At 66.0% G+C, this 13,165-nt stretch carries 11 protein-coding genes; 6 read left to right on the top strand and 5 right to left on the bottom strand.

The genetic code is table 11. The annotated features are described in order from the left end of the window. Positions 1 to 51: 51 nt before the first annotated feature. Entirely contained in the window at positions 52 to 1,062 is a 1,011-nt protein-coding gene (locus HKW67_RS10070; protein ID WP_171225261.1) for a proline iminopeptidase-family hydrolase, read from the top strand. Between the two features lie 10 nt (positions 1,063 to 1,072). Here the strand turns inward: HKW67_RS10070 and HKW67_RS10065 are convergent, their stop codons facing one another. Beyond that, positions 1,073 to 2,158, bottom strand: a complete 1,086-nt coding sequence (locus HKW67_RS10065) for a hypothetical protein (protein WP_171225260.1) — start codon at positions 2,156 to 2,158, stop codon at positions 1,073 to 1,075. A gap of 201 nt (positions 2,159 to 2,359) precedes the next feature. Here HKW67_RS10065 and HKW67_RS10060 point away from each other — a divergent pair, with 201 nt between their 5' ends. Together HKW67_RS10060 and HKW67_RS10055 are read left to right on the top strand one after the other, a co-directional pair. Next, a complete protein-coding gene (locus HKW67_RS10060) occupies positions 2,360 to 3,301 on the top strand; it encodes a dienelactone hydrolase family protein (protein ID WP_171225259.1) in 942 nt (313 codons plus the stop codon). Positions 3,302 to 3,311: 10 nt separating this feature from the next. After that, entirely contained in the window at positions 3,312 to 3,869 is a 558-nt protein-coding gene (locus HKW67_RS10055; protein ID WP_171225258.1) for an HD domain-containing protein, read from the top strand. Here HKW67_RS10055 and HKW67_RS10050 read toward each other — a convergent pair. Both HKW67_RS10050 and HKW67_RS10045 read right to left on the bottom strand, forming a co-directional pair. After that, entirely contained in the window at positions 3,866 to 4,309 is a 444-nt protein-coding gene (locus tag HKW67_RS10050; RefSeq protein WP_171225257.1) for a hypothetical protein, read from the bottom strand. The two genes, HKW67_RS10055 and HKW67_RS10050, sit on opposite strands and share 4 nt — an antisense overlap. 177 nt (positions 4,310 to 4,486) lie before the next feature. Further along, complete coding sequence (locus HKW67_RS10045) at positions 4,487 to 5,995, bottom strand: alpha/beta fold hydrolase (RefSeq protein WP_171225256.1); 1,509 nt, start codon at positions 5,993 to 5,995, stop codon at positions 4,487 to 4,489. A gap of 88 nt (positions 5,996 to 6,083) precedes the next feature. Between HKW67_RS10045 and HKW67_RS10040 the strand changes: the two genes are divergently transcribed. Next, positions 6,084 to 7,025, top strand: a complete 942-nt coding sequence (locus HKW67_RS10040; RefSeq protein ID WP_171225255.1) for an alpha/beta fold hydrolase — start codon at positions 6,084 to 6,086, stop codon at positions 7,023 to 7,025. Between the two features lie 92 nt (positions 7,026 to 7,117). Then, positions 7,118 to 10,108, top strand: a complete 2,991-nt coding sequence (locus HKW67_RS10035; protein WP_206044674.1) for a WD40/YVTN/BNR-like repeat-containing protein — start codon at positions 7,118 to 7,120, stop codon at positions 10,106 to 10,108. On the opposite strand, the gene HKW67_RS10030 is transcribed toward HKW67_RS10035, so the two are convergent. Next, positions 10,083 to 11,711: an amidase gene (locus HKW67_RS10030; RefSeq protein WP_171225254.1), complete on the bottom strand. Its 1,629-nt coding sequence runs from the start codon at positions 11,709 to 11,711 to the stop codon at positions 10,083 to 10,085. The two genes, HKW67_RS10035 and HKW67_RS10030, sit on opposite strands and share 26 nt — an antisense overlap. Positions 11,712 to 11,724: 13 nt before the next feature. Continuing rightward, on the bottom strand, positions 11,725 to 12,114 hold the full coding sequence (locus tag HKW67_RS10025) for a YccF domain-containing protein (RefSeq protein WP_171225253.1): 390 nt from the start codon (positions 12,112 to 12,114) through the stop codon (positions 11,725 to 11,727). 146 nt (positions 12,115 to 12,260) lie between these two features. On the opposite strand from HKW67_RS10025, the gene HKW67_RS10020 reads away from it, so the two are divergent. After that, positions 12,261 to 13,160, top strand: a complete 900-nt coding sequence (locus HKW67_RS10020) for a phosphatase PAP2 family protein (protein WP_171225252.1) — start codon at positions 12,261 to 12,263, stop codon at positions 13,158 to 13,160. The last annotated feature ends 5 nt before the right edge of the window (positions 13,161 to 13,165 follow it).

Genomic DNA, 13,165 nt, shown 5'->3' with positions numbered 1-13,165 from the left:
GATGGCCGCCGCTTGCTCGACAAGTGGCGGCCATCGTCGCATCATTGACCGATGATCTCATCCCGTCTTGTGCCGCGTATCAGCGCCGCCGTTGCGATCGCCGCGACGTGCACCGTCGCCGCCTGTTCATCGAAGGGCGATACCGCGGCTGACAGCGCGCTCGCTGCGGCGGCGACAGACACCTTCCCGTCGCAGGAGGGCATGATCGATGTGCCCGGCGGCAAGGTGTGGTACCGCAAGATCGGCAACGGTCCCGGTGTGCCGCTGCTGGCGATGCACGGTGGCCCAGGGGGCACGTCGTGTCGCTTCGAAGTGCTGGCGCCGCTCGCCAACGAACGGCCCGTGATCTTCTACGACCAGCTGGGTTCGGGACGCTCCGAGCATCCCACCGACACGTCGCTATGGAATTTCCCGCGCTTCGTGCAGGAGGTCGAAGCGGTGCGCCGCGCGCTCAAGCTCGACTCCGTGCATCTGCTTGGACACTCGTGGGGTGGCGCACTGGCGGCGGAATACATGATCGTCGCGAAGCCCTCGGGCGTGAAGTCGGTGGTCTTCAGCAGCCCGCTCATCTCCACGCCGAGATGGATTGCGGATGCCGACAGTTTGCGAGAGCAGCTGCCGGAATCAATTCAAAAGGTGCTCGACGACAACGAGAAGGCCGGCACCCTCGACTCACCGGCCTACAAGGCGGCGACCGACTCGTTCTACGCGCGTCACGTGCGACGGTTGCCCACGCCAACGATCGCGCGCTGCGAAGGGGTGACCTCGAACGACACGATCTATCGGCAAATGTGGGGCCCCACCGAGTTTCTAGCGAACGGGTCGCTCAAGTCCTGGACACGATCTGCCGACATGGACGAGATCACCACGCCGTCGCTGTTCATTGCCGGCGAATTCGACGAAGCGCGTCCGACCACGCTCGAAGAGTTCCGCAAGACGATGCCTGATGCCCGACTGGTAGTGATCCCCGGTGGCGCACACGCGGCGATGCGCGAGAAACCGGCGGAGTATATCGCAGCGGTGCGTGCGTTCTTGGCCGAGGTGGAGAAGAAGGCGCCTTAGGAAAACTGCGCTACTGCCGCTTGACTTCCTTGTAATCCGCCGGCGGCGCAAACATCTCGGCGGAGACCGCGCCGCGCGTAATGCTCTTCACCTCGTCGGTCACGGTCATCAGGAGCGACTGCTTGGGTGGGGCCGACTTCTGCTTGTCCGATTGCTTGGCGGCATTCTCCGCGGCGGCCTTCATCGCGCCCATCATCCCGCGGAATCCGCCGCCTTGCGGCTTCTCGTCCTTCTTGGCAGCACTTTCCTTGGCTGCCGTGGCGCCATCGCCGAGCGTGAGCGAGCGGTCGTACTCCATATCGACCGGCAACAGCGACACGTACGTCGCACTTCTCAGGGCGATGCCGGGGACCTTGGCCAACTCTTTTGCCGCCGCCTCGAATCCGTTCTTCATGCGCGGATCGTTGGCAAACACGCTCTGCAATCCTTGCACCTGTGTGCGGAATTCCTGCCCCATCTTCTGGGCATAGGCGCGCTGGAATTCGCGGAGCGCGGCGATCTGCGGGGCGTCCTTCGAGATCCACTGGTCGAGGAGGAACACGAGGTTGCCGACTGACTGATCCTGCTTGCCCTCCGACGAAACTTGCGCTTCGACCGTCACGGTGATGAATACCCGCTCCGCGTCGAAGCCGGACACCTTCTCCCGTTGGCCGGGGCGGTCCACGGCGACCTTGTACTTGAAGCTGACCGAATCGTCCGACGACGCATCCTTGGATTTTGCCTTGGACTTCTCTTTGGCCGAGGATTCTTTGGCCGATTGCGCCGCCTCCTTCATGGCAGCCGACATCTCGGCGAACGTCATCGACGTGTACGACTTCTGCTTGTGGTCGATCGTGGTGATCCGGCCGGCATCCGCATCGATGATCGAAGACGTCGCCGCCGACTCTGTGCGCAGCCGGTGGCCGGACACGTACGTGGTGGTGGCAATATCGTGCATGCTGCCGCCGCCAAACTTGGCGGCGATGTTGGCCGCGACGCCGAGCGCCCCGGTGAGACGAACGTCGGCAATACTCTGCACGGTCACACCCTGTCCCTGAGCCACGCCGGGCAGGGTGAGGGCGACCAGCAGCAGTGCAGATCGAGAGAGCGCGCGCATGGTGCACCTCGGGGGGCATGGGGTATGAGCGCGGACATGATGCCGAGGCGCTCACCGGTCGTGCGGCCGATACGGTCGTGGATTCAACCTACTCTCGATTGGTCTGGCCGGCCAACGTTCCGTCTCGTAGCTTCGCGCATCGCCTCTTCGAACGGCCGCACTGGGCGGAAGGGGTCTGACTCACCATTCCCGAGAGCCTCCATGCGTACGATTCTCGGCCTCACGGCCGCCGCTGTCCTCGCCGGATCCGGCTTCGTTGCCGGACGGGCACGATCCACCGTCGTCGCGACTCCCATGACACCGGCCGCGCCTGCCGACGAGCACGCCAATCACGACATGTCCTCGACGAACGGCGGTGCGGCCACGCTTGGCGCGCGGCCGCAACAGGCCGGCGGTATTCCCGCGTCCGCCGGTACGGCGGCCGCGCGCATCGCGGCGTCGCCGCGCCACGCCGAGTGGGTGGCGATCAAGGTGAACGCCACGGACAGTGTGATGGCGTGGGTGGTCTACCCTGAGCGCAAAGACAAGGCGCCCGTGGTCATCGCGCTGCATGAGAACACCGGCATCAACACGTGGACGCGCTCGGTTGCCGATCAGCTGGCCGCCGACGGGTTCATCGGCATCGCACCGGATCTCACGACGATGTTCCGCACGGGCGATCTCAAAGCCGACCCGGCTCCCGATCAGGGGCGCGCGGCGATCGGTCAGGTAACGCCCGAGGCGGGCACGCGCATTCTGGATGCCGTGGCCAAGTACGGCATGGCGTTGCCGGCGGCGTTGCCGAAGTACGGCATCGTGGGCTTCTGCTGGGGCGGAGGACGTTCGTTCCTGCACGCCACCACGGCGCCTGGGCTTGGCGCCTCGGTGGTGTACTATGGCTCTCCGCCGACGGCTGATCAGATGGCCGCGATCAAGGCACCGGTGCTCGGCCTGTACGGTGGAAACGATGCGCGCATCAACGCGACGATCCCGGCCACTGACTCCACGATGAAGGCGCTGGGCAAGTCGTACGAGTCGCACATCTTCGACGGTGCCGGTCACGGCTTCCTGCGCGGACAGGATGGGAATGCACCGAACGCCGCGGCCGCGATGGCGGCGTGGCCCAAGACGATTGCGTTCTTCCGCACGAAGCTCGGCAAGTAGCGCGTACGACATGCACGATTATGCACTGATCCTGCAGCATATCCTGCGTGACTACGCGCTCCCCGTGAACGGTTATCATGGCGTCGTGCACTGGGCGCGTGTGCTGGAGAACGGATTGCTGGTGGCTGAGGAGAACGGCGCCGACGCGGAGGTGGTACGACTGTTCGCGCTCTTCCACGACTCGTGCCGTGTGAACGAGCATCGCGACTACGGGCACGGCACGCGCGGCGGGAATCTGGCGCGCTCGCTCCGTGGTACGCTGGTGCACCTGAGCGATGCGCGTTTCGACCTGTTGTACGATGCGTGTGCGCTGCACACCGATGGGTTGACCACGGGTGATGCCACGCTGCTGGCATGCTGGGATGCCGACCGACTCGACCTCGGTCGCGTTGGCATCACGCCGAAGCCGGAGTTGTTGTGCACGGATGCGGCACGGGCACTGCTCTCGTGGGCGGACGCGCGTGCGACGCGCGATCATGTGCCCACAGAGGTGCTGACGCAGTGGGGCATGACGCCAGCGCTGACGCCAGTGCTGACGTCAGTGCTGACGCCACGTCGTGATTCCTAGCGGTCGAGTCGTCCGGCGTAGGTGAGCGTCCCCGTCGGCGGCGTGGCGCCGAAGTTGGCGGAGCCTGTGATGGTCCCCGTTCCGGTCGTATTCGCGTAGGCGCCGGTTCCCTTCTCGACCGTCCAGGTACCGGCGAGTGTGGCGGCGGTCTGGCTGCTGAAGGTGAGCGTCGCACTGCCGCGCACGGTGAGCGTGCCTTGCTTGCCCGTGAGGGTCCGCACGTACGTCAGCGGTACGGGCGACTGCGTGAGCGGGCCGCCGAAGGTCAGTTCTTCGGTGGTGCTGCCGCTGTCGGCGCGGGAGCCGGTCATCGTGAACGCGCCGGCCGAAGTGGTTTGGCCGGTGAGCGACTGGGCGATGGCAATCGTGACGGGGCCGCTGGGGTCCGGCGCGGTGGCGTCGTCGCTGCAGGCAACGGCAAGGCTGGTGGCGCTGATCATGAGGAACGCTCGGACGGAGGTTGGGAATCGCATGGGGTTCTCGCGGTGAGGGCTCGCGGGTGAGCCGTGTGCGCGAGAACGTCGCGAACCCACCGGGTGGTCCGCACCACCTGAACGGGTGGTGACTTTCGGGTGGTGACTTTCGGGTGGTGACTTTCGGGTGGCGCGCGTGCCGGGTCAGTCCACGAGCGCCCAGATGGCGGAGGGCGGCGCGTCGCGGTCGCCCGCCGCCAGGGCGTGCACCGCAACGGATACGTCCGCTCCGGCGAGAATGTCGCGCAGCATTCCGGTGAGTACGATGTGACCGGGTGCTGTCGCAAGCGCGGCCTCGACCGCACGGCTGTAGGCGGCGCCCACAGGTACGCCTTCGGCGACCGAGCAGGCGCCCACGTGCAACGACATCGCGCCCACGGTGCCGGCGCCAAGGGTGCGCAGCTCACGCGCGCAGCGGAGTGCGGTGCTGGGGCTGTCGAACAGTGCCGTCCACGTGCTGTCCGACTGCCGTAGAAAGCGCGCATCATGCGCCGAGAGAATCGCCCGCTTGGTGCCGTCGAGTCGCGCGCCGCGACCGGTCATGCACAAAATGATGGCGATCCATGTGCGCACGTCGGTGGCCGCGTCCGGTTGTTGTAAATACGCCGTCACCGTGCGCGCGAGCGCGTCGCTGTCGATGAAGTACACGTGGTCGTTGCCCGGCAATTCAACCATGCGCGCGTGCGGCATGCGCGCGGCGAAGTAGCGTCCCGCTGCCAATGGCACGAGGCGATCGCCGATACGATGGATGACGAGGGTACGCGTGGTGATCGATGGCAGCAATGCGCGAATATCCACGGCGCGCGCGTTGGCCAAGACGGTGTCGATCACCGACGGACTGGTCGCGGCACGCAGTAGACGAGACCACCAGTTGCGGAAGTCGAGCTGATCGGCGCGCGACGGTGCGAATCGGTCGAGCGACCACGTCTCTCCCCATCGCTCCGGTGCCGGGGTGAGCAGCGGGTACTGCCCGTCACCGTTCGACGTCCACGGAAACTCCGTGCCGTGACCACCAATAAATGGCGAGACACCGAACAGGATGAGTCCATGCACGCGTTCCGGATACATCGACGCGAGGAGTACGGCAGCGGCGCCGCCCTCCGATGTGCCCATGATGAAGGTATGCGCCGTACCGGCGGTACCGGCGGCATCGAGCACACATCGCGCGTCGGCGACGGTCTGTTCGATCGTGGCCGGACCGCCTTGGCGATCGGACACACCGACACCGCGCTTGTCGAACAGGATCACGCGCGCCACGCGTCCAAGCTGCTCGAAGAAGGCGGCGTACTCCAGCTGCTCCCAGGCGAGATCGAGGTGCGACACAAAGCCGTGCATGAACAGCAGCGTGACCGGACCGCTGCCGACGATCTGATACGCGACGTGGACGCCGGCATTATTGGCGTAGCGAATCTCCGATCGCGACACGGGTGCCGACGCGGCCGGCTGTACCGGTGCGTCGAGCAGGCCACGCGACATCGCCACCCGGATGGCCTCGGCGCGCGACGACACCTCGAGCAAGGCGTAGAGCTGCTTGATGTACCAGCGCACGGTATCCGCCGAGAGCGACAGTCGCTGTGCAATGGCCGGGGCAGACAGGCCCTCGGCCATCATCGTCAACACCTGGCGCTCGCGCAACTTGAGGGTTTGCGGCATCCGCCAACATGCCATCGAAATGGACGGTGCCGCCAGCGGGCGCGATATTCCCGTGACCGCTCCTCCTCTCATCTCAGTCCCGCCCACCATGCGTCGATTCGCTCGCTACACTCTCATTGGGCTCGTGCTGTTGCTGGTGGGACTGACGGGCTACGGCGCGTGGAAGAATCCGGAGAAGGGGCCGTTGGACGCGGCCGCGCGGACCGGCGTGCCGGGACAGTTCGTGGCCCTTTCCGGCGGGGTGACCCACTACGACATCGCCGGCCCCGATACGGGGCGCGTGGTCGTCTTGGTGCACGGCTTCTCGGTGCCGTCGTACATCTGGGATTCGACCAGCACTGCGCTCAGTGCGGCCGGCTATCGCGTGATTCGCTATGACCTGTTCGGTCGCGGATGGTCAGACCGACCCGACGCGGCGTATGACGGCGCGATGTACGATGCGCAGCTGAATGACCTGCTGGATTCGCTGCGCATCACGCAACCGGTCGATCTCGTGGGATTGTCGTTCGGCGGATTCGTGACGTCGCACTACGTGGCGGGACACGCCGCACGAGTGCGCACGTTCACGATGATCGATCCGGTGAGCAGCGCTCGCGTGTTGCCCGGCTTTCTTTCGTGGCCGGTCGTGGGGCCCTGGGTGTGGCAGACCACGCAGGTGCCGGGCATGGCCGATGGACAGGCGTCGGATTTCCTGCACCCGGCGCAGTATCCGACGTGGGTCGATCAGTACCGGCCGCAGATGCGCTACAAGGGGTTCGGTCGCGCGCTGCTGCGTAGTGCCGTCACGATGAGCCGCACCGATTTCGGAGCGCTGTTCGCGAGCGCCGCGAAAGCCGGCGTGCCGACACTGCTGGTGTGGGGGAAGCAGGACCAGACCGTACCGATCGGGCTGTCTGAGGTGGCACGCACGAACATGCCGCAGCTCGAGTTCTTTCCCGTGGACTCGGCCGGACATTTACCGCACATCGAGCAGTCGGTGTTGGTGCACGCGAAAATGCAGGAGTTCTTCCGCGCGCACCCCGCCAAATAGCGCGACCGGGCCGTCGACGGGGCGCTCACGTCTGTCCAGCGCGGCTTGTTCATGGCATTGTTCTGTCGCCGGACACCGGCCCGGTGTCAGGCGTGTCCAACGCTGCCCCTCTTCCCGAGCTGCTCGTGCGCTGCCTTCGTCGGTTGACCCTATCGGCGACCTTGGTCGCTTCCGCCTTGCCGCTCTTCGCCTCGCCCACGGCGCTTGCCGCGCAGGCGACCTTCCCCAGCGGGGCGGTGCAGGGCCCTCGCTGGCGTCATATCGGTCCGTTTCGTGCCGGCCGCACCAAGAGCGCCGTGGGGGTGCCATCGCAGCCGAATGTGTTCTACATGGCGGCCACCAACGGCGGTGTGTGGAAGACCAACGATGCGGGTCGTACGTGGAATCCGATCTTTGACGCGCAGAACACGGGCTCGGTCGGTGCGGTCGAAGTGGCGCCGTCGAATCCCAACATTCTGTACGTGGGCAGCGGAGAGGGGCTGCAGCGCCCCGATCTGAGTACCGGCAATGGGATGTATCGGTCAGACGATGCCGGTCGCACCTGGGCGCATCTGGGGCTGCGTGACGGCCAGCAGATCCCCCGCATCGCGATCGACCCGACCAACCCTGAGCGACTGTTCGTGGCGGTCCTTGGGCATCCGTATGGTCCGAACACGGAGCGCGGCATTTATCGCTCGCTGAACGGCGGTACGTCTTTCGAGCGCGTGCTGTTTAAAGATGAGAACACGGGCGGGGCCGACGTCGTGCTGTCGCCGAATGACGCCAACACGGTGTACGCCGTGCTCTGGGAAGCGCGGCAGGGACCGTGGGAGAACGCCGCGTGGAGTGGACCGAATTCGGGGCTGTTCAAGAGCACCGACGGTGGTGCCACGTGGACGCAGCTGGCCGGGGGGCTGCCCACCACCGCCGATGGACTCGGTCGTCTGGGTATCGGCATCAGCCCGAACAACCCGCGGCGTCTCTACGTGACGGCGACGGCGGGCGGCAAGAGCGGCCTGTATCGCAGTGACGATGCGGGCGCGACGTGGACGCGTACCACGACGGACAGCCGCATCTTCGGGCGCGGCGACGACTTCGCGGCGGTGACGGTGGACCCGCGCGATCCCAACACGCTGTACTCGATGAACGTGGTCGCGTGGAAGAGCACCGACGCCGGCGTCACGTGGACGGCGCTTCGGGGCGCACCGGGCGGCGACGATTACCAGCGCCTGTGGATGAATCCGCTCGTGCCTAGCACGATGCTGCTGGTGGCCGACCAGGGGGCCGTGATCACGGTGAACGACGGCGAGACGTGGAGTTCGTGGTACAACCAGGGTACCGCGCAGTTCTATCACGTCACTGCCGACAACGCGTGGCCCTATCGCGTGTGCGGCGGGCAGCAGGAATCCGGCTCGGCCTGCGTGAGCAGCCGGGGCGACGACGGCAGCATCACGTATCGCGACTGGCGTCCGGTGGGTGCGAGCGAATACAGCTACGTCGCGCCCGATCCGCTCAACCCGGACATCGTGTACGGTGGTACGGTGTCGCGCTTCGATCGCCGTACGGGACAGACGCAGAATGTGAGTCCCACCATCGGACGAGCACGTGCGGCGGCAGCCACCGGGCCGGAGTATTTTCGCGGCGTGCGCACGATGCCGATTCTGTTTTCGCCGATCAATCCGCGCAAGCTGTACTACGGCACCAACGTCGTGTGGAGCACGGTGAACGGCGGCACCACCTGGAAGCGTCTCAGCGACGACCTGTCACGCGAGACGTGGGACGTGCCGGCCAGTGTGGGTAAGTATGCGACCACGCCGGCTGCCAAGCCGTCGCGCCGCGGCGTGGTGTACACCATCGCGCCGAGCTATGTCGACTCGAATACACTCTGGGCCGGTACCGATGACGGCCTGGTTCATGTCACGCGCAATGGCGGGGCGACGTGGCGTAATGTCACGCCGCCGCAGATTAGCGCGTGGTGGAAGGTGTCGATCATGGACGCGTCGCACTTCAGCGCGACCACCGCGTATGCCGCGGTGAACACGCTGCGCCTCGACGATCTGCGGCCGCACATCTATCGGACCCGCGATGGTGGAGCGACGTGGACAGAGATTGTGAACGGCATCGCCACCGACGCGCCGATCAACGTGGTGCGCGAGGATCCGAAGCGGCGTGGCCTGCTGTACGCGGGCAGTGAAACGCAGGTCTGGTTCTCGCTCGATGACGGCGATCACTGGCACTCGTTGCGTGGGAACATGCCGGCGATTTCCATTCGTGACCTGGTCATCAAAGACGATGATATCGCCGTGGGCACGCACGGTCGCGGCTTTTGGATTCTGGACAATACGACCGCGCTCCGGCAGTGGAGCGAAGCCACGGCGAATGCGCCGGCCACGCTGTTCAAGCCGGCGGTGGCCACGCGCGTGCGCTATTCGATGTACACCGATACGCCGGTGCCGCCGGATGAGCCGCGGGCTGAGAATCCGCCCGATGGTGCGATGATCGACTACTACCTGTCGCGCACTGCGCAACGGGTGACGCTCGAGATCGTGAATGCGACCGGGCGCGTGATACGCGCCTTTTCGAGCAGCGATCCCACGCCGGCGCCGACCGATGCCGGCAACTGGCCGCGCTACTGGTTCCGCCCGGCTGACGCGCCGAGCACGAAGGCTGGACTGCAGCGCTTCACGTGGGATCTGCATTACGCACGGCCCAGCAACGAGTGCTCACTGCCGATCTCCGGCACGCCCTACAACACCAAGTGCGAACCTGAAGGGCCGTGGGTGATGCCTGGTGTCTACACAGCACGCCTGACCGTGGATGGGGTGGCGCAGTCACAGTCGTTCACCGTGCGCATGGACCCGCGCGTGAAAATGCCGATGGCGGCGCTGAAGCAGCAGCACGACTTGTCGCTGGCGTTGTACGACGCGATGCTCGAGGCCAAGACGCTGACGGGCGATGGCTTTGCTGGCGTGGCTGCCGCCCACCAGCCGGTGATCGATGCGTTGCAGGATAGCGACGCGCCGGCCACCGATGTCATGGTGCAGACGGCGAAGGCGAGGTTGGCGGCCTATGCCGCGCTCAAGGCGCGGACGGGAGCGAAGTAGCCGGGGGCGTAGGCGGCGCGACGAACCGGCGCGAACGCTGTTCGTAGGCGTGCGCGAGGGCGAGCAGGCGCGCATCGCTGCCGGGAAGTCCGACGAACGACAGATTTCCCGCCGGCATGCCGTTCATGCCGTAGCCGGCGGGCACAGAGACCTCGGGTAGGCCAAGCCAGTTGCCGTAGCCCAAGGCAGTGCGCACATCCGGCCATGGCGCCGACGCGGCGGGCGCGCTGAACGGCATCGTGGGATACACCATGGCTTCGATGCGATGCGCCTCGAACGCCGAAGCGAGCTGCGCGACGGCACTCGCTCGAGACCGGGCGAACGACTGACTGGCGGCGTCCTCCTCGTAGGGCTGCACCATCAGCGGGCGCATGCTCTCCCAGTCGGTGGGCAGCACATCGTAAAACGCGCGAAACGCTGCTAAGCCACGCTGCACGCTGCGCTCGGCGTTTCGTGCGGCGTCCGGGGCTCCGTTGCCTTGCCGGGCGAAGTATCGGAGCAGCGCGTTCGCCGTCGGTGCCGGTGCGTTGTGGTTCGGGATGACGCGCGCGTTGCGCGATGCATCGGCCGCGAAGAGCTCACGGACATTCACCCGATGCACCGGTGGCGCGAACACGTCGACGACGGCGCCCGCCGCTGTGCAGTCCGCGATGGCACGGTCAAACACGGCGATGCATTCGGCGCTCATCTGCGTGCGTGGGACGTGCAGTTCAACGAGGCCGAGTCGCGCACCGCGCAGGGCGTCGTCGCGGAGCGTGCCGAGCAGACCGCTCGCATACAGCGTACGATCGGCGATGCCGTCGGACGCATCGGGGCCGGCGATGGCATCGAGCATCAGGGCGGCATCGGCCACATTGCGCGCGAGAGGGCCATGTGTATCGAGATATGGCCACGTGGGGAGAACGCCGCTACGTGGCACGAGCCCGAACGACGGCTTCATCCCGACCACGCCAGTGAACTGCGCGGGAATGCGATTCGAGCCGCCATCGTCGGTGCCCAGCGCGGCGAAGGCCATGCCACAGGCGACCACGACGGCGGAGCCGGCACTCGAACCCCCAGGCGTCTTGAGGCCGTCGCGGTCGTGTGGGTTTCGCACCTGCCCGGTGAGCGAACTGGTGCCATTGCCGCGATACGCAAAGTCGTCGGCGGCCGTCTTGCCGAGCAACACGGCACCAGCGGCGCGCAGTCGCTGTACTTCCAGTGCATCGCGCGTGACCGGCGCGGGAAACAGGCGTGCCCACTCCGCACTCGATGCGGTGGTGGGCATCCCCTTCATGTCGTAAATCGATTTGGCGAAGAGCGGCACGCCGTCGAGCGCACCGATCAGGGCGCGCCGCCGCGCCCGTGCATCCGACGCGCGCGCCTCACCGAGTGCGCTGGCGGCCAGTTGATCGATGGCTCGCAACCCGCCGTTCCAGGCGTGACAGCGTCTGAGTGCGTCGGTGGTGACTTCAACGGCGGAATAATCGCCACGCAGCCGGCCAGCCTGAAACTGCGCGATGGTGCCCGTGAGCGGGTCGTCGGCGCGTGACGGCCAGCCAATCAACGGCAGGGCGAGCAGCGCGCTGAAGTGCGCGAGGGCTTCACGGCGGGTAGGCGACATGGAGAGTGTACGCTCAGGGCAGGTCGATCGCACGCTTGCCGAGCGGCGCGAAGGACACGGCGGCAAGGCGGAAGTGCGCGAATCCGAACGGAATGCCGATGATCGTGACGCAGTAGGCGATGCCGGCCAGCACGTGCGAGATCCAGAGCCAGATGCCCGCGAAAACGATCCAGAGCAGATTCGCCAGACCGGTGCCGACGATCGGCTCGTCGCCGACTGTGCGCGCGTCCACCAGCGTGCGTCCAAACGGCCAGGCGGCGAATCCGGCAATGCGGAAGGCGGCGACAGCAAACGGGATGCCAACCACGGTGATCGCGAGCAGGAGGCCCAGCAGCACCCACGCGATGCCGGCGATGAAGCCGCCACCGATGATGAACCACAGGATGTTGAGCAGCAGCGTCACGGGCGGCCCGGATTGAGAGGGTGCAGAAGGCGCCAACCAGCGTCCGTACGGACTCCTCCGTTTCTTTGATTCAGCCGGGTCACTGGCACGAAAGCGGAGACGTGTGCAAAATAGCGACGAACCAATGTCAATGCCTCCGACTCCATATGCTCCAATCCATTCGCGTACCGTTGCTCGCCAATCGTCGCTGGCTCCCAGCGCTCGTATGCTTGCTCGTGCTCTTCGTATCGACCGCATCCGTCGCGATCGGACACCCGTTCGCGCTCGGCGTGATCCCGATGCTACTGATTGGCGTTCCGGTCGGCGTCGCTTTTCGTCGCGGTGACATCGATCGCGTCGGTCGCCTGTACTTCGTACACCTCGCCGCCCTACTGGTGTTCGTGGTGCTGCGCGACGCGGCCGACGAAACCGGACAGCGCGTCTTCATACACTATCCGCAGATCGTCGACCGTTGGCTCGGCCTCGGCGAGCTCCCGACCGTCCGATTGCAGACGGCGTGGTATGCCAGGGAGCAGCCGGCGTGGCACGACTACCTGATGCTCATCGCGTACGCGGGTCACTTCCTCAGCATCTGGATCGTCGCGTTCTACCTGTGGTTGTTCCGGGTAGCCACCTTCGCGACCTACATGGTAGCAAGCGCCATCAGCTATCTCATTGCACTGCCCATTCACTTCGCGCTTCCTACTGCACCGCCATGGTTCGCCTCACATCAGGGGGCGGGCAAGCCGGTTGCGCGAGTGCTCTTCGAAGTGGGGCGGGGAATCTCACCCGTCGCGTACGACACGGGCATGCAACTTTCGGGGAATGATGTTGCGGCCGTTCCGTCGCTGCATATGGCCGTGGCGTGGATGATCGTCTTATCGCTGTGGCGCCACGGCCTGCTGTCGCGCGCTGTCGCGGTCCTCTATGCGGCGACGATGCTGTGGTCGATCATCTACGGCGGTGAGCACTATCTGGTAGACGCCGTTGCCGGTATGCTTTTGGCACAGCTCGCATGGATGCTGGCGCCGATTGTCGCGTGGCGAACCAGAATGCCGACGGTCTGACGCGG

Source organism: Gemmatimonas groenlandica, assembly GCF_013004105.1.
GTDB lineage: Bacteria > Gemmatimonadota > Gemmatimonadetes > Gemmatimonadales > Gemmatimonadaceae > Gemmatimonas > Gemmatimonas groenlandica.
The sequence above is the reverse complement of the archived record's forward strand: the minus strand, read 5'-3'. Positions and strand labels throughout refer to the sequence as shown.